19 protein-coding genes, 1 rRNA gene and 1 riboswitch are annotated in these 20,303 nt (G+C 49.8%); of the genes, 11 read left to right on the forward strand and 9 right to left on the reverse strand.

The features are described from left to right. Positions 1-130: 130 nt before the first annotated feature. From rrf to JUF13_RS10955, 3 genes are all read left to right on the forward strand, one after another. Positions 131-247, forward strand: a 5S ribosomal RNA gene (rrf, locus tag JUF13_RS10945). Between the two features lie 458 nt (positions 248-705). Beyond that, positions 706-1,992, forward strand: coding sequence for a cation:dicarboxylate symporter family transporter (locus tag JUF13_RS10950; protein WP_203639694.1), 1,287 nt, complete (start codon positions 706-708; stop codon positions 1,990-1,992). A gap of 743 nt (positions 1,993-2,735) precedes the next feature. Further along, positions 2,736-2,902: riboswitch (M-box (ykoK) riboswitch) on the reverse strand. Positions 2,903-3,120: 218 nt separating this feature from the next. Beyond that, positions 3,121-3,684 carry a peroxiredoxin gene (locus JUF13_RS10955; RefSeq protein WP_203639695.1) on the forward strand — a complete coding sequence of 188 codons (564 nt, stop codon included), beginning with the start codon at positions 3,121-3,123 and terminating at the stop codon, positions 3,682-3,684. A gap of 92 nt (positions 3,685-3,776) precedes the next feature. Here the strand turns inward: JUF13_RS10955 and JUF13_RS10960 are convergent, their stop codons facing one another. Then, positions 3,777-4,124, reverse strand: coding sequence for a hypothetical protein (locus JUF13_RS10960; RefSeq protein WP_203639696.1), 348 nt, complete (start codon positions 4,122-4,124; stop codon positions 3,777-3,779). A gap of 296 nt (positions 4,125-4,420) precedes the next feature. Here JUF13_RS10960 and JUF13_RS10965 point away from each other — a divergent pair, with 296 nt between their 5' ends. Further along, positions 4,421-5,062: an SDR family oxidoreductase gene (locus JUF13_RS10965; RefSeq protein ID WP_203639697.1), complete on the forward strand. Its 642-nt coding sequence runs from the start codon at positions 4,421-4,423 to the stop codon at positions 5,060-5,062. A 91-nt stretch (positions 5,063-5,153) separates the two neighbouring features. Further along, positions 5,154-5,417 carry a hypothetical protein gene (locus tag JUF13_RS10970; RefSeq protein WP_125765322.1) on the forward strand — a complete coding sequence of 88 codons (264 nt, stop codon included), beginning with the start codon at positions 5,154-5,156 and terminating at the stop codon, positions 5,415-5,417. A 49-nt stretch (positions 5,418-5,466) separates the two neighbouring features. On the opposite strand, the gene JUF13_RS10975 is transcribed toward JUF13_RS10970, so the two are convergent. After that, positions 5,467-6,024, reverse strand: a complete 558-nt coding sequence (locus JUF13_RS10975; protein ID WP_203639698.1) for a TetR/AcrR family transcriptional regulator — start codon at positions 6,022-6,024, stop codon at positions 5,467-5,469. A 144-nt stretch (positions 6,025-6,168) separates the two neighbouring features. Here JUF13_RS10975 and JUF13_RS10980 point away from each other — a divergent pair, with 144 nt between their 5' ends. After that, positions 6,169-7,344: an NADH-dependent flavin oxidoreductase gene (locus JUF13_RS10980; protein ID WP_203639699.1), complete on the forward strand. Its 1,176-nt coding sequence runs from the start codon at positions 6,169-6,171 to the stop codon at positions 7,342-7,344. A 49-nt stretch (positions 7,345-7,393) separates the two neighbouring features. On the opposite strand, the gene JUF13_RS10985 is transcribed toward JUF13_RS10980, so the two are convergent. Beyond that, a complete protein-coding gene (locus tag JUF13_RS10985; protein WP_203639700.1) occupies positions 7,394-7,834 on the reverse strand; it encodes a hypothetical protein in 441 nt (146 codons plus the stop codon). Positions 7,835-8,137: 303 nt separating this feature from the next. On the opposite strand from JUF13_RS10985, the gene JUF13_RS10990 reads away from it, so the two are divergent. Continuing rightward, on the forward strand, positions 8,138-8,722 hold the full coding sequence (locus JUF13_RS10990; protein ID WP_203639701.1) for a hypothetical protein: 585 nt from the start codon (positions 8,138-8,140) through the stop codon (positions 8,720-8,722). A 65-nt stretch (positions 8,723-8,787) separates the two neighbouring features. Here JUF13_RS10990 and JUF13_RS10995 read toward each other — a convergent pair whose 3' ends face one another. From JUF13_RS10995 to JUF13_RS11005, 3 genes are all read right to left on the reverse strand, one after another. Further along, entirely contained in the window at positions 8,788-9,411 is a 624-nt protein-coding gene (locus JUF13_RS10995; RefSeq protein ID WP_203639702.1) for a helix-turn-helix domain-containing protein, read from the reverse strand. A 159-nt stretch (positions 9,412-9,570) separates the two neighbouring features. Next, entirely contained in the window at positions 9,571-11,013 is a 1,443-nt protein-coding gene (gene gnd, locus JUF13_RS11000; RefSeq protein WP_125765318.1) for an NADP-dependent phosphogluconate dehydrogenase, read from the reverse strand. Between the two features lie 153 nt (positions 11,014-11,166). Next, positions 11,167-11,598, reverse strand: coding sequence for a MarR family winged helix-turn-helix transcriptional regulator (locus JUF13_RS11005; protein WP_203639703.1), 432 nt, complete (start codon positions 11,596-11,598; stop codon positions 11,167-11,169). An 84-nt stretch (positions 11,599-11,682) separates the two neighbouring features. On the opposite strand from JUF13_RS11005, the gene JUF13_RS11010 reads away from it, so the two are divergent. Next, on the forward strand, positions 11,683-12,120 hold the full coding sequence (locus JUF13_RS11010) for a GNAT family N-acetyltransferase (RefSeq protein WP_203639704.1): 438 nt from the start codon (positions 11,683-11,685) through the stop codon (positions 12,118-12,120). Between the two features lie 170 nt (positions 12,121-12,290). Here JUF13_RS11010 and zwf read toward each other — a convergent pair whose 3' ends face one another. Further along, positions 12,291-13,778 carry a glucose-6-phosphate dehydrogenase gene (gene zwf / locus JUF13_RS11015; RefSeq protein WP_203639705.1) on the reverse strand — a complete coding sequence of 496 codons (1,488 nt, stop codon included), beginning with the start codon at positions 13,776-13,778 and terminating at the stop codon, positions 12,291-12,293. 452 nt (positions 13,779-14,230) lie between these two features. Here zwf and JUF13_RS11020 point away from each other — a divergent pair, with 452 nt between their 5' ends. Then, positions 14,231-15,046 (forward strand): AAC(3) family N-acetyltransferase, encoded by an 816-nt coding sequence (locus JUF13_RS11020; RefSeq protein WP_203639706.1) that lies wholly within the window; start codon positions 14,231-14,233, stop codon positions 15,044-15,046. Between the two features lie 85 nt (positions 15,047-15,131). Here the strand turns inward: JUF13_RS11020 and JUF13_RS11025 are convergent, their stop codons facing one another. Then, on the reverse strand, positions 15,132-15,974 hold the full coding sequence (locus JUF13_RS11025; RefSeq protein ID WP_203639707.1) for an aldo/keto reductase: 843 nt from the start codon (positions 15,972-15,974) through the stop codon (positions 15,132-15,134). A gap of 240 nt (positions 15,975-16,214) precedes the next feature. Here JUF13_RS11025 and JUF13_RS11030 point away from each other — a divergent pair, with 240 nt between their 5' ends. Continuing rightward, positions 16,215-17,036, forward strand: coding sequence for an Ig-like domain-containing protein (locus tag JUF13_RS11030; RefSeq protein ID WP_203639708.1), 822 nt, complete (start codon positions 16,215-16,217; stop codon positions 17,034-17,036). Positions 17,037-17,262: 226 nt separating this feature from the next. Continuing rightward, positions 17,263-17,613 (forward strand): hypothetical protein, encoded by a 351-nt coding sequence (locus tag JUF13_RS11035; protein ID WP_203639709.1) that lies wholly within the window; start codon positions 17,263-17,265, stop codon positions 17,611-17,613. A gap of 76 nt (positions 17,614-17,689) precedes the next feature. Here the strand turns inward: JUF13_RS11035 and JUF13_RS11040 are convergent, their stop codons facing one another. Continuing rightward, entirely contained in the window at positions 17,690-19,591 is a 1,902-nt protein-coding gene (locus JUF13_RS11040; protein WP_203639710.1) for a heavy metal translocating P-type ATPase, read from the reverse strand. Between the last annotated feature and the right edge of the window lie 712 nt (positions 19,592-20,303).

Below are 20,303 nucleotides of genomic sequence, written 5' to 3' on the forward strand. Positions count from 1 at the left end.
GGCAGCGTTGTGAGACGTGAAGCGGACCAGTACTAATCGGTCGAGGACTTAACCAAGTTGAAAAACGTGGTGTTCTCTATAGAAAATAATTTGATGATATCTAGTTTTGAGGGAATAAGTTCTCTTATAGTGTGGTGGCGATAGCCTAAAGGATACACCCGTTCCCATGCCGAACACGGAAGTTAAGCTTTAGCACGCCGATAGTAGTTGGGGGATCGCCCCCTGCGAGGATAGGACGTTGCCACGCAAACGTAAGGAACCCAGTGATGGGTTCCTTTTTTTGTGCAAAAAATTAAAAGAGGACTGGCGCATGACCGCAGCGGCAGTGTGGCTGGCGCCGCCGTCACGTCAGAAATGAATCCCCAATACAAATTGCATAAACGTTTTACCCATCCACTGCTAGCAGTGCGACTGACATTTTCACAAAAATCTACGGCTTAGCACAGCCAGTGGTTAGGACTAGCTACTAGAAATGGAAAATTCAGCCCCCTGCTGGTCTCAGGTGGCCGTTAAATCTGTCAGCGTCTCCGTGGTAGCTGACACATCTAAATGGCGTTAGAGGCTAACTGTGGGCGTTTTCCTGCCTGAAATCAGTTGTGTGCCATCTTTGCCGGGACCGGGCATTGTGCTATCATTATGACTGTTGTGACTAATCACTACCTAAATTATCTAAAACTATCATAAGAGAGAACAGGTGACAGTAGCATGCAGAAGTATCGGAAGTACCGCCTGAGTCTAGGGTGGCAAATTCTGATTGGGCTGATTCTCGGGATTATTCTGGGGGCAGTCTTTTATCAGAACAAGGTCGCTATCACAGCGATGCAAAACATTGGGAACATGTTTATTGGGTTGATTCAAATGATCGTTCTGCCAATCGTGGTTTCCTGTCTGACCGTTGGGATCGCCAACATGGGTGACATCAAGCAACTGGGCCGTATTGGTGGGAAGACCATCATTTACTTTGAAATCATGACCACGATTGCGATTGCCTTAGGGTTATTGGTTGGGAACATTTTCAAACCCGGGGACTTCATTGATATTCACCAATTACATAGTACCGACATCAGTCAGTACGTTTCCTCTGCCAAATCGGCCGGAAACTCCGGTATTTGGGCCACCTTGATGGGGATTATCCCAACCAATATCTTCAAGTCGCTGTCTGAAGGGGACATGATGCCAGTCATCTTCTTCTCCGTCTTCTTCGGACTGGGAACGGCTGCCATTGGCAAGCAGGGACAGGTCATTATTGATGCCTTAGACGCCGTCTCACAAGTGATGTTCCGCGTGACGAACTGGGTCATGCACACGGCACCCATCGGGGTCTGTGCGCTGATTGGGGTCACCATCGCGCAAATGGGGCTGTCGGCGTTGGCACCGTTGGGGTACTTCATCGTCTTAGCCTACGCGACCATGGCCGTCTTCATTCTCGTGTTCATGGGCTTGGCGGCCCGGTTGTTCGGGTTCCGGTTGTGGGACCTGCTCTACGTCATTAAGGATGAAGCCATCTTGGCCTTCTCAACGGCGAGTTCCGAAGCAACCTTACCCCGGTTGATCGATAAAATGGACAAGTTCGGGGTTAGCCAAGGGATCGTGTCCTTTGTGATTCCCACCGGGTACACGTTTAACCTGGATGGATCCGCCATTTACCAGTCATTGGCTGCGCTCTTCCTGGCACAGGCGTACCATATTCACCTGAGTCTGGGGCAGCAGATTACCTTGCTGGTGGTCTTGATGATTACTAGTAAAGGGATGGCTGGGGTGCCTGGCGCGTCCTTCGTGGTCTTACTGGCGACGGTTTCTACGATTGGGGTGCCCATGAGTGGGTTAACCTTTATTGCTGGGATCGACCGGTTAGTTGATATGGGACGGACCGCCGTTAACGTGGTGGGGAACTCCCTGGCAACCGTGATCATTGGGAAATCTGAACATGAATTTAGCGAGGAGAAGAGTCAGGCTTATCTGGATCATCTTCACTCGGCAAAAGCGAAATAATAAAAAAGCAGCGAACCAATCCGTTTTTCGAATTGGTTCGCTGCTTTTTAGTGAAGCGTGTTTGGTAATACCAGCTCATCAACGTCATGGCGGTGGGACCTTGCGGGGTGATTCCCATCAGCCCATGGGGCCCATCAAATGGCGTTAATAACCAGTTTATGATTGGTTTGGTATTGATTAGTCGTATCGACCGTTAGAGATTAAAAACCGACCTAGTTGAAACGGCGTCAGTTACGAAATGTTTTCCTCTCCACTGGGTTCCCCCAACGGTGAAGCATCGCTACGTGGTGTAACGCTATGCGACTAGCACGTCAATGCATTATGGTGACATAGTTGCCGAGAAAGACTGGTAACTCTAGCTTGCGTTATCCATTAAGTGGGTGGAACCCGGCTGGCACACGAACGAGTTCGGGAAGTTCAGACGAGTTACGGTCGGTTGCAACACCGACAGCGTCTGAAATAAAGTGGCCAGTCGTTTCCGTTTAAAGTCTACTAGTCGAACCTCCGCATCAAGCTACGGGGTCCGGGATAGGGAAAGCTAGAGGTTTGTCCTCCTCAAAGCGTCAACCAAGAGGCTTGAACAGACTGTAACTTTCCCACCGGCGAGTAATAACACGCTCCGGGATCATCTAAAAGTTGCGTTGTCATGTTCAATCACCTCCTGTAGTAAGTCGACAGTGACAACTGCGACAAATTAAAAGCGCTTAGCCACGACTAGCTAAGCGCACAATAAAAACATGTGTGATTTTGGCTAGTCGTTGAGTTTTAGCACTATACGGCGTAGTTAATTTCATAACAGCTACATTAGATCAGGCCTTGAATTGACCTGAACAGCTGACTCATTGGCGTTTCTCGACGTTTCTGAGCAGTAGCATTTTCCGTATAGGAGCCTCACCTAACAGCTTCTAATTTATCTATGTACTTAGTATATCTGCTTTCAGCCCACAATGCAAGAAAAATGCGTAATCCCTAGCGAATAATAATTATAATAACTAACTATTAAAACCTTTATAATAGGCGGATGTCTGGTATTTCTCTAGTTTAGAACGATTCTTGATTTTGTGGTGGAAACCGCGTATGCTAGGGGTGTGTTAGAAGTTATCAATTGAATGAGGGGAGTTTTAAGTCATGAATTATATTGGTTCTGCGTTACCCGATTTTCAAGTCAATGCTTATCAAGACGGCGAGGTACAGTCTTTGACGCCCACCGACTTACTGGGCCACTGGTCTGTGTTGTTCTTCTATCCAGCCGACTTTTCTTTTGTTTGTCCCACGGAACTCGGCGACCTGGCAGCGCACTATGCGGCGTTTCAGAAACAGAATGCGGAGATCTACAGTATTTCTGAAGACACTGAGTTCGTGCATCAAGCCTGGCACGAGCAGAGCGATGAGGTTGGCCACGTGGCTTATCCGATGATTGCCGACCCAGCCGGGGTGCTGGCGCGGCACTATGATGTGCTGGATGAGGATGCGGGGCAGGCCTACCGGGGCGTCTTTATCCTGGACCCTGCCGGCAAGGTACGTTCATACACCATCAACGATATGGGCATCGGCCGCAATGCGGAAGAGATTCTGCGGACGTTGACCGCGGCGCAGTTTGTTGCAGAGCACGGCGACCGCGTTTGCCCAGCCAATTGGCATCCGGGCGAAGAAACGCTGAAGCCGGGGACAGACCTGGTTGGTAAAATTTAATTTTTAAATCAGTAAAGGCGCGTCCAGAATAATCCGGACACGCCTTTTAGCGCGCAAAAAAGGCAGCTGCCTGCCCCTCATTGCCTGCTTGTTTATTTACCTTCGGCGATGCCAGCGTACTGTTGTGCGTACCAGCCGTCCCAAGTTAAATCTTTGAGCGCGCCGCTTGCCGTGTAAGGCAGGTTGACCGTCTTCAAAATGGTTAAGAATAGGTCGCGCTTGTTAGCCAGAACCCCAGCGGCCAGTTGGTCGGGGCTGAAGTTCAGGTTGCTGTAAATGTACATGTTGATATCGTTCATGGCGTAATCAACCTTAAACGAAGCCAAGATTTCCAAATCATTGGTTCGGTAGTGCCGTAAATAAAAGTGGACAAAATCAGTTAGAGCAGTGTTTTGGGCATTTTCGTCCAAGTCAGTGATGGTCAAATCTGGATTTTGCAAAATTTGAGACCTCCTCAAAATGTGTGTGTCAAAGCGAGTATCGGTCAAAGTCGGTCGGTGCCCTTCCTTCATTATAGCATGGGGGCTAGTGGGGTAAAGCAGACTGGTCAAAAAATTTCAGTTGTCAATAACTTCTATAGTGTGGGAATGTGTTAAGCAAATAGGGTCTTGGCCTTACAGGCGTCATAATTAAGTAGACAGTACTTTGGACTGAAAGGACGGGTTACGCCGGTTAAGCTCGATTAACGCGTAGTGTATAATGACTATGGAAAGTTTGGAAGGGAGCTTGAGAACTGATGCGGGTAATGATCGTTGGGGCAAACGGCCACGTGGGTCGGCTATTAGTGGCGCAGCTGTTGGCCAAGGGGGATGAACCAATTGCCGGATTGCGGCCGGATGAAGATGGCGAGGACTGGGAAGACCAGGGTGTCGCTGTGCGCCGGCTAGACCTCCTAGAGAAGCCTGAGCGGATTGCTAGCACGTTCATGGATGCCGAGGCCATCATCTTCGCCGCGGGCTCTGGTGGGCGTACCAGGGACGATATGACGCTGCTGATTGACCTGGACGGCGCCGTGAAGACCATGCAGGCTGCTGAAATTGCTGGCGTCCACCGCTTCTTGATGATCAGCATGTTATTTGCCGAGGACCGCAACCGCTGGGCCGATCCGTTGAAGCCGTTGTACGTGGCGAAATTTTATGCCGACAACTGGCTAGTTCACCAGACACATCTGGCTTACACCATCGTGCAGCCGGGTGCGCTGTCCTTTCATCCGGGGACTGGCAAGGTTAAAAGCGACCCGTTGGCAGTTGGCAGTGTGCCCCGAGAAGACGTTGCTGCCTTCTTAGTGGCGGCGTTGCATGCGCCCCAGACAATCGGCAAAACTGTGCCGTTATTGCAAGGTGACCAACCGATTGATCAGGTGATTGACCAGTTGTGAGCATAATGGTCGCGTTCGTTAGTGATTCTTGTTAAAATGAAGACAGAAATAGAGAGTAGTCGACTGAACATTTGCTAAGGAGGGGACGGTTATGACTGAGAACTTAGTGTTAGACGCGCCAGAAGCTCTGGAGTTAGCGCACCACCTTGATGAATGGGCGAAATGGCGGCAGACAAAGGACCGGACCACGGCCGATATGGACTGGGACCGGTTCATTGCCAAGAGTCGCGAAAAAGCGCAATGGCAAGCAGGCCTCGCCACTGAAATTGACCACTGGGAAAACCTCCACGCAATTCAAATGGCACTTGAAGATCGTTTAGCGGGGACCACGGCTGGTGGCCACACGCGTCAATAGAGCAATTAAAAAACCGTCTGGGGAGTTGGTCCTCAGGCGGTTTTTGTGCTTAAAAGGTCGGGTTGGTGACGGGCAGATCCAGGCGAATGCGGCATAGAATCTCAGGCATAAACAAGTGCAGTTCATAGCCTAAATCAGTGGCGGATTGGGGCGTGTCGCTCAGAACCCACTGACGCGTGTAGGTGACGAAGCCGTCGACGAAGAACCGCACGGCCTTGCGTTCGTCAGTTGAGAGCGCCTGGTGGTCACTGTGGGTCGTGATGATGGCCGCAAACTTTTGATTTAGGTAGTCGCGGAAGAACTGGGTGAAGGCGTTTTGCCCCTCGCTCTGGAAGGCAGTGCGAAAGAAGACGCGGTGTTTTTCCAGGTAAACCGTCATCTTAGTGAAAATGCCCTGCCAGGTAAAGGCGTCACAGTCCTTGAAAATGTCGGTCATGGCCTCTTCGTAGTAGCTATTGACGACGTCATATTTGTCAGCGAAATATTTGTAAAATGACCCGCGACTGACCCCGGCTTCCGTGAGAATATCATTGACGGTCATGTCTTTAATGGCCTGCCGTTGGGCCAGTGTATAGACGGCGTGTAAGAGTTGATGGCGAATATCCATAGGTCGCGCTCCTTCCAATAAGTAGACAACTGGGGACTTTTGTTCAAATATGAACAAATTTCACAAATCGTTCGTTACTAATAATAAGCGATTCTGTTACAGTAGACAAGTAAAGTTCCTGTGACTAACTTAGGAGGGGTTCAAATGAGTCAATATCAATTTTTGGAACCAGCAACGTTAAAGTCCGGCGTGACCGTGAAAAATCGGGTCGTTTTACCACCAATGACGGAGTGCATGTCTTTGGCAAATGGTGAAATTTCACGGGATGAACTGCGGTATGCCGCGATTCATGCTGGGGGTGTCGGCCTGTTTATCACCCCGGTGGCCTACGTTAATGCTCGTGGTAAAGGCTTTGAGGGCGAGCTGTCCGCTGCCGAAGACCGGTTCATTCCGGGCCTGACGAAGTTAGCAACGACCATCCAACAGAACGGGACCAAGGCTATTTTGCAAATCTTTAGTGCCGGTCGGATGTCCAGTTCTGCCATCTTACGGGGGCAACAACCGGTTTCTGCTAGCGCCGTTGCCGCGCCACGTCCGGGGATGGAGACACCAGCCGAACTGACGGATGCCGAGATTGAGCAAACGATCACTGACTTTGGTGAAGCGACACGGCGGGCCATTCAGGCCGGGTTTGACGGTGTGGAAATCCATGGTGCCAACACCTACCTGATTCAACAATTCTTCTCTCCTCACAGCAACCGGCGGACCGACAAGTGGGGTGGCTCTGTTGAAAAGCGGATGACCTTCCCATTGCGTGTTGTAGCCGAGGTGCAGAAAGCCGTTGCCACCTATTCGGACCGGCCATTTGCCGTCGGCTACCGCTTCTCACCGGAAGAAATTGAGGAACCTGGGATTCGGATGGCGGATACGTTGAAATTGGTTCAAAAGCTAGACACTCTGGGTTTGGACTACCTCCACGTTTCGATGGGAAATGTTTGGCGGCCATCGATCAATGATCGGACGGACAAGACGCCGCTGATCGACCAGATCCAAGATGTGACTCAGGAGACGCCATTGATTTCTGTGGGAAACGTCAAGACGCCTGTCGATGCCGAACGGGTGATGGAAGCCGGCATTGACTTCGTTGCGATTGGCCGGGAAAGTATTCGCGAGCCGCATTGGGTCGAGAAGGTCGAAGCTGGGGCCGAGGACAGCATTCGCTACACCTTACCACTCGCTGATTTGGACGAGCTAGGGATCGCCTCACCATACTTTGATTTCTTGGCGGGGATGGATGCCGGGGGCGCCCATATTGGGTTTGAACCCGCATTAGACACGACTGAAAAAGGGAATGCGCAAGACTTAGTATTTCGGAAATAAAAATGAACCTGAAAAATGCCACCCGGGCATCGACCTAGGTGGCAGTTTTTTAGCTGAAAGTGCGCCATAATCCGTAGGCTAGCAGAATCAGTGGGGCGAAGATAAACTTACCCAAATTGCTTAATAACTTTGGCAGCCAGTGCTCGTGCGGGACCGTGTAATCGCGCAAGGGCATTAGGGGCAGACCAGCCGCGTAAATGCTAGCCCATGGCGTTGGTGCCTGGGTCATGGGGTGAGGATGACGGGGCCAGCTAGCACGGAGGTGTGACAGTAGGACGGCCACCAGTGGGAAGGTGACGTAACAGAGGGTGAGGTACCACGAGGTTAGGTTCCAAGTAAAGTTGAACTTGCTTAAGGTAAACTGGCAGTTTAGTAGGATGAGAATGAGCCAGATAGGCAGGGCCTGTAGGTACAGAATGAAGTAGCGACGAGGGGATGCTATTAAGGAAATAGACCCAGATTTTGGGGACAAGTGCGCGAGGGCTTTCATGATAATCACTCCTAACTTGGTTTAGTCTCAGTATAGGTGGCCATAACCGGGCGGGTGACAAAAATAAATCGGTTAGGGTCATGACAGTAAAAACAGTGGGCTAAGGATTAATAGTCATGGTAGTGTTCGGGCACAGCCATTTTAATGATGGGGGACTGGGTGACTAAAACCATTCACCTAGTCATAGTTCCGAAGATGAGGGTGCTTATGGAACCGTCGTCATAACCATTCTTTTGCAGTTCTTGATTGACAATTCAAGGTGTGTCAGCGATACTTTAGAAAATAGTATCGGGGGCGAAGCGGATGGCGAACGGTCGATCAAAGCAAGTGATGGGAATTATTTTAAGTTTAATGTTGGCGACAATTTGGATGCAGTTATTCACAGCGCCGGTTCACGCGGCGCACCGGCAACTAGCTAGCACGCCCAAGGCCTTACGTGGCTACTGGTATACCTATGGCACCAAAACGACCCATCGCCATGCTAGTGACCTGGTTTATTTACACGTGACTGCCAACCATATTGACGGTAGTGTGATTTCTCGCAAGACCATGAAATTAGGCTTGCAAACGTTCAGCGGGGCGAATCTGAATCCGGGGAATCCAATTGCTACAAAGTTACGTGCCAATAAGACTAATACGCTGTACCAAATCAACCGCAATCATTGGCAGTTGCATGCGCTGCTGTCGACGGCAGATGGCAAACTGTATGCCACCGGTCGATATGCGCTGAAGGGCCAGAAAACGCTGTTCTTCCAAGGGCTGGGCAGCACCAAGGGATTTAACGATCATCCTTTGGCGGTCCACGAACGTTTACACGGGAAGCATCCGGTTATCAAGTATACGAAAATCAGTCGGCAGTATCTGCAATCGATTGGCATCTTTGACTGAAGTTTGTTTGGGGGATGGCCAAAAAACGGTCAGGACAATGTTAGCCCTGGCCGTCTGTGAGTAAATTAAGGTAGTTGATCAAGTTGATTGGCGCCGGCACGCTTATGCCAAAAGGAAAATTCGGCAGAAACTAGGATAATTGCCGTAATGGTTGCGAGGAAGGTGAAGTCGCCAGCGAGTGGGACGTTGCCGGTGAATTTTAGAATCAGTGCGGCCACTGCGCTACCAAGGGTAACCAGTAAAATCCATGGCCGCCGTTTCGTCCATGCGACATACGGGTTAACGTTATCTAAACTATTTGCGAAGACCGTTAATTGATTTAACGCCAAGATGTTGATCATGCCCATTAGGTAGAATAGGTCCTGGCTAATAAAGGTCTGGTGCGAAAAGCTCAGGCCAATCAAAAAGAGAATATCGACGATGGTGAGTGTTTTAATGACGGGTTTAATCGATTGAAGTACGACAGGTTTCCGTAGTGTATCGGTTAGCCCGGTATCGTTCTTGAGTAGCGTATCTAAGGAAATCTGAAAGTAATCGCTTAATTGAATCAAACTATCGATGTCGGGATAGCTCTTTCCGCGTTCCCAACTGGAAATGGTTTGTCGCGTGACGTGTAAATTCTTCGCGACAGTTTCCTGTGTTAAATCTTGGTGTTGCCGTGTACGCTTAATTCTTTCCCCAAATTCCATGGTGGTGCCTCCTCTAACTGATGGGTCTAGTATAGGCATAGGTGGGGAGAAGTGTCTAGCAAAGGTTCTCTGCAACGTTGATATGACGCCGTTTCTGCCTAAATAAAAAACTCACGGCCAAAACGACCGTGAGTCTTCAAAATCAATTTAAAATTAAGCTTATTGTTCTTCGTACCAACTGTAATGGAAGTTCCCATCGCGGTCGTTCCGTTCGTAGGTGTGGGCACCGAAGTAATCCCGTTGTGCTTGTAACAAGTTAGCAGGCAGAACTTCTGCACGGAAGCTATCGTAGTAAGTGATAGCAGCGGACAGACTTGGAACGGGGATGCCGGCTTGAACAGCCATGGCAACCACGTCACGGATGGATTGTTGATACTTACCAGCGATATCCTTGAAGTAGCTATCGAACAGCAGGTTAGTCAACTTAGGATCCTTGTCGAAGGCGTCGGTGATGTTTTGCAGGAATTGGGCCCGGATAATGCAACCGCCACGCCAAATCTGTGCTAATTCACCAAACTTCAGGTCCCAATCGTTAGCTTCGGAAGCGAACCGCAGTTGTTCAAAGCCTTGGGCGTAACTCATCAGCTTACCAAAGAAGAGGGCTTGACGAACTTCTTCAACGAACTTGTCCTTGTCAGCGATTTCGGCCTTGCCTTGCTTAGCTGCAGCTGGCAATTCCTTAGAAGCCTTGACCCGTTCGTCCTTCAACATGGAAATGTAACGGGCATAAACGGCTTCAGTAATCACGGATTGTGGGACTTGAACATCAAGGGCATCTTCGGAACTCCACTTACCAGTCCCTTTGTTGTTCCCACGGTCCTTGATGGCATCAACGATTGGCAAGTTCTTGTCGTCGCCTAAGTCATCCTTGCGGGACAGGATGTCAGCAGTAATTTCGACCAAGTAGCTATCGAGTTCACCCTTGTTCCATTCCTTAAAGATGTCAGCCATGTCGTCAACGGAGATTCCGGCAACGTTACGCATGATGTTGTAGCTTTCGTCGATCAGCTCTTCATCACCGTATTCGATACCGTTGTGGACCATCTTAACGTAGTGGCCGGCACCATTAGGCCCAATGTAAGTGACACAAGGCTTGCCGTCTTGAGGCGCCTTAGCCGCAATTTTAGTTAAGATAGGTTCAACGAGATCATAAGCTTCCTTTTGGCCACCGGGCATCAGTGAAGGTCCTTGTAAGGCCCCTAATTCACCACCGGAAACACCCATACCAATGAAGTTGATGCCAGACTTGTCCAGCTCAGCGTTCCGTGCCATGGTGTCATGGAAGTTCGTGTTCCCACCATCGATCAGCACGTCACCCTTATCAAGCAATGGCAACAGTTCGTGGATAACGGCGTCAGTTGGCTTTCCAGCCTTAACCATCAAGAGAATCCGCCGTGGCGTTTCCAAAGATTTAACAAAGTCTTCAACCGTGTAACTTGGAACCAGTTTCTTTTCGCTGTGGTCCTTCATGACTTGTTCAGTCTTGTTTGCGGAACGGTTAAAGATTCCGACCGTGTACCCGCGACTTTCGATGTTCAGGGCTAAGTTCTTGCCCATGACTGCCATACCAACAACACCAATATTTGCTTTTTGATCTGCCATTAGTAACCTTCCTTTTTGTCTCAAAATTAGTAACGACTTTCCACCAGCTAGTGTAGCATTGAACAATTTGAAAGGAAACTGATTTGACTGGAAATGGGTGAAAAAATCACTCAGGTTTCAAAACGGTCACGTAAAATGGTAACGGCACGCGGTTTAGGACCGCTTTTCTTGGAAATCACGCATGTTTGTCGCAACCTTGGCCAGCAATTCTTCGAGCAGGGCGGCCTCACCGGTAGATAAACCAGCGGTGCCGATGGCCAGGACGTGTTGCTCATAGGCTTCCAGCGCGGGTGCCATTGCCATGCCCTTAGTCGTTGCGACTAAGGGGCGGCGTTTCTTATTGGCGTCATCGGTCTCACGACTGACGTAGCCACTCGTGATAAGTTTGCGCACGGTTCGTAGGCAAGTGGAGGGGTCAACGTGAAGTTGGTTAGCCAACTCAGTCTGGGTGATTCCGGGTTGTTCCGTGATCCGTAGAAGATAAATGAATTGATTGTTAGCGAGGTCATCGGCTTGAAAAAGTTGATTTCCCATGGTGGCTGTTACACGGGCAATTAAGCCGATACTACGAAAAGAATTTGCCATATTTTCTCCTTTTATAGTTGCATTTGCAATTAAAATAACCGATACTAGTCAAAAATAGTATAACACAGAGAGAAGATAATTGACTTGGAATGGCAAACTAAATGGTTTAATGAACTGTCGACGACTGATTTATACAATATTGCATATGAACGTATTCGTACATTTGTTATCGCGCAAGATCGGGTCTATCAGGAAATCGACGATATTGATCTGGTAGCCCACCACGTGCTGGGGTATGACGGGAAGCAATTGGTCGCTTACGCGCGGGTCTTTGAGGAGGATGACCACGTCACGTTCGGCCGGGTCCTTACGATTCCAGAGCGTCGGGGGACGGGACTAGGTCGGCAACTGGTCGACCACATCGAAGCGGACCTGCACGCTAACTTTGCGCTACAGCCCATCAGCATTGAGGCTCAGATTGATAAACAGCATTTCTACGAGAAGTTTGGCTACACCGCGACGGGTGCCGTATTTAATTTCAATGGGACGCCCCATATCCAGATGACAAAGGCGGGAATCTAAGGCCAAAATTGCCGGAAGCCGCCGCCATTAACGGGAGTGTAGTCATGGCCGACGATGGTTACGCAGAGTTTAAGGGCTTGGGCATTCTAGATTTGTAAAACGTATCGTCTACAACAAAAAAGCGCTGATTACCAGTTTCCTGGCAGTCGGCGCTTTTGCTTAATTATAAATTAGTTGTTTAAACGGTAGACCCATTCACGGTGGTCGCGTTGAATTAATTCTTCAGCAGCGGCTGGTCCCATTGAATGTGGCGTGTAGTTAGGGAAGTTAGGTGCTTGTAAGTCCCAAACACGACGGATTTGATCCACGAACTTCCAAGCGTAGGAAACTTCTGGCCAACTTGAGAAGTTAGTCCCGTCACCCTTCAAGACGTCGTGTAACAGACGTTCGTAAGGTTCTGGCGTTTCCTTAGACTTTTCAGCGTCAACCAAGTAGTCCAACTTGATTGGTTCCGTTGAGAAGCCAGCGTCGTTGGTCTTGGCGTTCAATTGCAGAGAGAACCCTGCGTGTGGTTCAACGAAGATCGTCAAAACGTTGGCAGCCAATGGCGTGTTTTGAGATTGTGGGAAGGCAAAGATATCAACCAGTGGACGCTTGAAGACCACGTCAACTCGGGTGAACTTGTCAGCCAACATCTTACCAGTCCGCACGTAGAATGGGGTACCGGACCAACGGTAGTTGTCGAACAACAGCTTGCCGGCAACGAAGGTTTCAGTCGTAGAATCAGCTGGAACATTGTCTTCATGACGGTAGTCTGGTTGGTTGTCAACGGAGCCGTATTGGCCACGGACAAAGTTGGTTGCGGCGTCAGCGACGTTGTACACGCGCAGGCTCCGTAAAGCTTTGACCTTTTCAGCCCGGATATCAACGTCCGTGAAGGCAACAGGCTGTTCCATGGCTAACAGGGAAACAATTTGCATGATATGGTTTTGGACCATGTCACGTAAAGCCCCACTGTTATCGTAGTAAGAAGCCCGTTCTTCAACACCCAACTTTTCAGAAAGGGTCACTTGGATGTTGTCAATGTACCGGTTGTTCCACAGGGATTCAACCAGCGTGTTCCCAAAACGCAAAGCTTCAATGTTTTGGATCATTTCCTTACCTAAGTAGTGGTCGATCCGGAAGATTTGTTCTTCCTTGAAGGAGTTACTTAAGGCATCGTTTAATTGCTTAGCGGAGTCAAAGTCGCGGCCAAATGGCTTTTCAATAACCAAACGGTTGAAGGCGTCTTTGTTGGTGGACATCAAGCCTTGTGCCTTTAAGTCTTTGGCAATCGTGCCGAAGAATTGTGGGGCCATGGACAGATAGAAGATCCGGTTACCTTGTAACTTGTACTTCTTGTCCAGCTTTTCAGCAGCGTCCTTCAAGACGGAGTAGTGCGCTGTGTCGGTAACGTCGTGAGCTTGGTAGTAGAAATGAGAAATAAAGTCGCTGGCTTCTTTTGAGTCGGCGCGGTTACCGCTGTCAGCTAAAGACTTCTTAACTGCGGCACGGAATTTGTCATCGTCAAGCGTTTGACGGGAAGTCCCGATAACGGCGAAGTGTGTCCGTAAACTACCTTTTTTGTAAAGGTTAAACAGACTAGGGTAAAGTTTCCGGTAAGCTAAGTCACCGGTAGCCCCGAAGAACATGAATAAAGCTGTGCGTTCAGTTGCCACGAGATTGTCACTCCTTAAGTGTAAGTTCGTTATATGAGTCGTATCTACAATAAATATGAGAAACAGTTAGCAATGCTGTCGGCTATCCGTGAGCGGTGAGCAATGCCGCCCCGGGTCCGCAATGATCTAAACGATGTCTAGACCACTTCAAAAATGTATTATACGCTTCTTTGCCATGAAACGCGACCTTTTTAAAGCAAGAATTTAAAATTTGGACAACCGGTTGCAATTGCGTATAATCAACGTTTTCATCAATTTTACGTTTTCATGAAAACGATAATATTTACGGTGAATTAGCATGGAAGCGACTTTCGCTTAGCTCTTTTGTGAAATCGCTGCCACTTGTAGTCTATCAGAAACGGGGTCGATAGTAACGTGAGACGACGCGAATTTGTGAAAAATTTTGCGGTGAAATCATGGTACACTGAATCCATTAGAAAAGAGGGATTGCCATGAGTTGGAATCAACGAGAAATCCAGACGGTAACCACAGCGGACAACCTGCGCCAGTTATTTATGAAGCTAGGGCTCGAGTCCACGGACACCTGTCTGGTTCACACGGCGCTCAGTGCCTTTGGGTTTATTCCGGGTGGGGAGCAGACGTTGGTGACCACATTAAAAGCGACGCTGTGGGACGGCAATATTGCCATGCCAGCGCAGTCAGCGGATTGGTCTGATCCGGTCGATTGGGAAAATCCGCCCGTCCGTGACGACCTGCAGGCCAAGGTCATTGCCGGCATGCCAGCCTTTGACCGGGAACGAACGCCCTGTCACATGATTGGCCTAACGCCGGAATACTTTCGGACGTTACCGGATACCCAGCGGAGCAATCACCCAACCTGTTCGATGACCGCCTGGGGTCGTGATGCCGAGAAGATCTGTGAGACGCCGACCCTGGACGTGCCGTTTGGTGAGTTGGGGCCCCTCCAGAAACTCTATGACCTGGACGCCAAGGTCGTGTGCCTAGGGACGCCATTTGAGAATGCCACGGCGATTCACCTGGCGGATTCCACGATTGGCCGGCCAACCCATCTGGAGCGGGCGCCCATCAGCGTCGACGGCAAACCGCAGTGGGTCTCCTTTGCCATGGCACCGCTGGAACCCTACGATGATTTCAATGAAATGGGTGCCGCATTCATGGCCGCCCAGCCAGCCGCCGTTCACGAAGAACCCATTGGTGACGGTCACTTGGCTCGGGTCATGTCGATGCAAGCCCTGGTCGATTTTGCGCGGACCTATTACCGGGCGAAAGATTTAGCCGCTAAATAGGTAGTGATTATAAAAATGAAGACAGGCACCGCTAACGCTATCTCGAGGATAGTCCTAGCGGTGCCTGTCTTTTTGAAGTTAACACTTAGTCAGCCAACGCCTTCAAAGCGTCAAAGTCGGCTTGGCTCAGGTCAATGTCTTGGCCGTGAATGTTTTGTAATTCGTGTTCACTGGACTTGGTTCCAGGAATGGGTAAGATAACGTCCGAGCGCTTTAACAGCCAGGCTAAGGCAATCTGAGCGGGTGACGCGTCGTAGGTCTGCGCGATGGTGGTCAGCGTGGGGTTGTCGATGAGTTGGCCAGTCGCTAACGGGAACCACGGGATGAAAGCAATGTGGTGGGCGTCCGCGTAGTTCAGCACGTCTTCATCCTGGCGGTTACTGAGGTTGTACATGTTTTGAACGGAAGCGATTGGCGCAATCTTTTCGGCTGCCTTGAGTTGGTCGACGGAGACTTGGCTCAAGCCAATGTGTTTGATCTTGCCCTCGTCCTGTAAGGCCTTCAGCTCCCCAATTTGGTCGGCCAATGGCACGTTGGGGTCGATGCGGTGCAATTGGAGTAAATCAAGATGGTCGAGGCCCAGGGTAAACAGGTTCAGTTCGACCTGCTGACGTAGGTAGGCTGGCACGCCGGTGGGGGTCCACAGGTTCGGGCCTTGCCGGGTTTGGCCAACCTTGGTGGCAACCATCACGTGGCTGTCGGGCCGGTTTTGTAGGGCCTGCCGTAAGTACAGGTTGGCGTAGAAGGGACCGTAAGCATCGGCGGTATCAATGAAGTTCACGCCATGATCAATAGCCGTTTCAATGACCTTGACCGCGTTATCGGGATCCGCCACGGGGCCCCAGACACCGTCACCGGTCAGCTGCATGGTGCCGTAACCTAAGCGATTAACGGTTAACTCGTCGTCAAATTTAAATGTTTTTTCCATTAGAATTCCACCTCAATAGTCAGAATATGTTCATGCACAATAAGTTAGTCTTTTACCAATGCAATCGCAAATATTTCGTCTCGGGAAAATGGTGAATCAAGTTAATTTTAAGGGTCGTTAAAAAAGTCTAAACTCCTGTTCGATTTTAGACCTTTTTACCATAAAATCTGTTATACTACTAGTCGGTTAAAAAATTAAATACCGGCGCGAGAATGCCGGTAGAATAGGGGTCAGGATATAATGAAAAAATTTATGGTTGCTATGACCGGACTGGTTACCTTAGCTACTCTGGGAGCCGTTGCACCCGCTGCCGCTGTGACACCAACGACTGCTCACGCCGCAACGACGCATGTTGGTCCTAGCTTGAGCGTTAACGCTGTTTACACGTCATCCGCTAAAGTTTCGGGGACTGCTACGAAGGGTTCTAAGGTTACTGTTAAGGCGACCAAGAACGCTAAGAAGAACTTGGCTAGTGGGACTGCTTCTAAGACGACTGGTAAGTACAGCATCAAGTTGTCCAAGAAGTTGAAGAAGAACGCGAACGTTTACGTTTACGCCACGAACCCTAAGACGAAGACTTCCTTCTACCGGATCATCCGCGTCCAAGCCGCTGCGACTAAGGCTGCAACGACCACGAAGACGACTTCTACTAAGAAGACCACGTCAACCAAGAAGACGACCACGGCCAAGAAGACCACGACGACTTCTACCAAGAAGGTTGCCAACTACGGTGTGAAGACGCCTACTGGTACTTGGAAGTCCAACACGGCTAACAAGTATTCTCAAAAGATCGTCTTCAGCCAAAAGACTGGTTTTAACCAAACCCTTTACAAGAATGGTAAAAAGGTTAAGACGTTAGTTTCTTACGCCAAGTACAGCGTAGATGCTAAGACCCCAACGTTCTGGAAGATCAACTACACCCCTAAGGGTTCCAAGACTGCGCAAACGCTCTACCTGCGTTTCACTTCTGCCAAGACCTTTAAGCTGGTTAACAGCAAGAACCAAGTCGTTGCCGTTAAGGCCGGCGTTGCCCCAGCTGCTAAGTGGACTTTCACGAAGTAATTAATGACTAAATAAATGGACGACCTCATCAATGCGATGGGGTCGTTTTTTGTTTGGACTAATGATAGCTAGTGAAAATAGTTGATTACAGTTCACGTCGCCGACTTGTCTAACCGGCCCTAAACGACTAGAATACTTAATGATACAGAGAATTCACAAAGTGTCTGAATCCGGTGCCACTGGGGAGTGAACCACGGATTCAGTCGTTCAAAGGGGGAACGGTGACGTGCAACATAGACTGAAGATAAGTTTGATTGCTCTCGGCGTTGTGGGTATCGGGATCGCCATATACCTGGCGTGGGGCGACATGGTCAACACGATGGCGCTGACATACGGGGATGCGGCCACAAATGAGCTCGTACTCTGGGAATTAACCGCCGCGGCGACCATCATCTTTGCGCTTAGCCTGTTCTGGCTCCGCTTTCGAGGAATCACCTGTCTGAGTGGCCTGCTGGGCTTCATCAGTATGGGAGGTTACGCCTTGCTGGTCGGAACGGGATTCAGTCCCTTGATTGGCGGCTACTTGCTCTATCTGGGTGTCGGCTGTGGGCTGAAATGCTACGCCAATAAAGTTTAAACCGAATATGAAATTATTTATTGGATAAAAAAGCGCCAGGTCGTCAGTGACCTAGCGCTTTTCATTTACCGATTATTTAGTTCGTGGCTAATTGTTGGGCAACGGGTTGAGCGTCCTTCTTACCGCGAGGCTTGTAACCAATCAGGCGCATCGCGTTGAAGATAACGACCAGGATGGAGGCTTCGTGGACGAACATCCCACTGGCCATGTAGATGTAACCGTAAACCAGGCCAATCAGCAGGAAGGCAACCGTCAAGATGGCGATGGTGATGTTTTCCTTGGTGTTGGCAGAAGTCTTCTTGGCTAAACCGACCGCGTGATTCAGAGCGGTGAAGCTGGATTGCATCAAGACCACGTCGGCCGTTTCGATGGCGACGTCGGTCCCACCACCCATGGCGATACCAACACTAGCAGTGGCTAAGGAAGGACTGTCGTTGATCCCGTCCCCAACGAAGGCGACGTTGCGACCCATGTCTTGGAACTTCTTCACAAAGGTGACCTTGTCGGCTGGCAGCAAGTCGGCGTGGACTTCATCGATGCTCAGGGATTCAGCAACGGCGGAGGCAGTGGCTTGGTTGTCACCGGTTAACATAACCAGGTGCTTGATACCTTGGCGTTTCAGAGCGGCTAAAGCAGCGGGAACCTCGGGACGAACCGTATCGGCAACGCCCAGGATGAAGGCGAGTTGGCCTTGGTAGCCGACTAAGACAGTGGATTGGCCCTCATCTTGCATTTCGTGTAAGTCGGTTAGTTGGTCAGCAGTTAAATCAATGCCGTTATCTTTCAGTAAGGCGGCGTTTCCAACGTAGAGACTGTCGTCGTGCCAGTTACCGACCATCCCACGACCCTTGATGGTTTCCGTTTCAATGGTAGCGGCGTTCGCATGAAGATGAGCGTCTAAGTGCGCCACAATGGCTTGTGCCAGTGGGTGATCAGAAGTCTTTTCGACCTGAGCGACTCCGGCTAAGAGGGATTGGTCGTTCGTGTATTGCTTCAAACCAGCGACGGTCATCTTACCAGTGGTCAGCGTCCCAGTCTTATCAAAGACGATGGTATCAACCTTGGCGAGACTTTCGACCACGTCGCCACCCTTGATCAGGATACCGTTTTTAGCACCGTTACCGATACCAGCCACGTTAGAAACGGGCGCACCGATGACCAGGGCCCCAGGGCAACCGAGAACCAAGACGGTGATGGCTAACCGTAAATCTTGTGAGAAGACGTAGACCAGAATGGCGATGACCAGAACGGCTGGCGTGTAGTATTGCGCAAATTTATCAATAAACTTTTCAGCGGGAGACTTGGTATCTTGGGCTTCTTCGACCAGTTCAATAATCTTGGAGAAGGTCGTTTCGTCCCCAACTTGGGTGGCTTCAATGGTCAGCGTGCCACTTTCAACCATGGCACCGGAGTAAACGCCGTCACCATTTTGCTTATTAACGGGGCGAGATTCACCGGTAATGGAGGCTTCGTTGACGTAACCCGTACCGTCGACGATTTTACCATCGACGGGGACTTGGCCACCGGCCTTGACTAACACAACGTTGCCTTCTTCCAGGTCATCGACGTCGACTTCTTCGGTCGTGCCGTCGTCGTTGACCAGTTGAGCGGTCGTTGGGGCCATTTCCGTCAATGATTGGATGGCACCCCGGGTCTTGGCCAGCGTCTTCTGTTCGAGGTAGGACCCGAAGAGGAAGAGGAAGGTCACGATGGCTGATTCTTCAAATTCACCGATGGCAAAGGCCCCGATGACGGCGATGCCGACCAGCAGTTCGATACTGAAGACCTTGGCTTTCAACGCGCTGATGGCCCGCAAAACGATTGGTGCGGCGGCGATAACGGAAGCAATGATCCAGGCGACGTCGGTCACGTAAGGTACTTTGGTGAACCAGGTGTTCAGGAAACCGAGAATGATTAAGCCAGCAGACCAGAAGGTAATGGGGTTGGTGTGACTGTAAATAAAGCGTTGAAATTTCATGGGGTAGCATCCTTTCTATTGATCATTCCTAAGTAAGTTTTTGTGTTCCTTGTTTATGTATTCATTATGCCTGCGATGGGGAGGGATTAACTTGATGTGAATCAAGTTGGGGGGAATAGTTGGGATTTATTTGAATTCGTGGAAAATTTGGGTAAAAAAATAGGCTGTCAACGGCGTGATGACGGCGTTGACAGCCTAATTAGGTTTCTTTGGTAGGGTCTATTTATTTTTTAAGCAGCCGGCGCACAAAGAAGCGAATGATCTCGTACGTGACGATGCAGAAAACCAACAGGAGTAGCAGGCTCAGCAGTAATGAAGGACCAGCGCCTAACGTGAAGACCTGATTGCTGAGCCAGGCGAAAAGCTTGAAGGTGATGAGCATGACGATAACCAGTTCGAGTAGGGTTAGTAGGTTGTTTTTGATGGCGACAGCCTCCTTAGACGTGTGCTAGTTTAAAGCTAAGCCTAACAAGTGGGGATGACGTCGTCAAATGGAAAATCGCTAACACAACAAAATAAATAAAAGGCGACTGCCAGCACCTCGCAGTGTGCTGACAGTCGCCCTTTCTCGCAGGGTGGGACTTGGTGTAAGTGAAATTTGATAGGGGCGCCAGTGTGGAGCCCGGTGTGATATTGGCTTGGGGCGAGTTAGTTCTTGGGACAGTCTACTTGCTATAGCTCAGTTCGTTGGACTGGTTCTTCGCGGAACTAT

Origin of the sequence: Levilactobacillus wangkuiensis, assembly GCF_016861605.1 — a bacterium.
Lineage (GTDB): Bacteria > Bacillota > Bacilli > Lactobacillales > Lactobacillaceae > Levilactobacillus > Levilactobacillus wangkuiensis.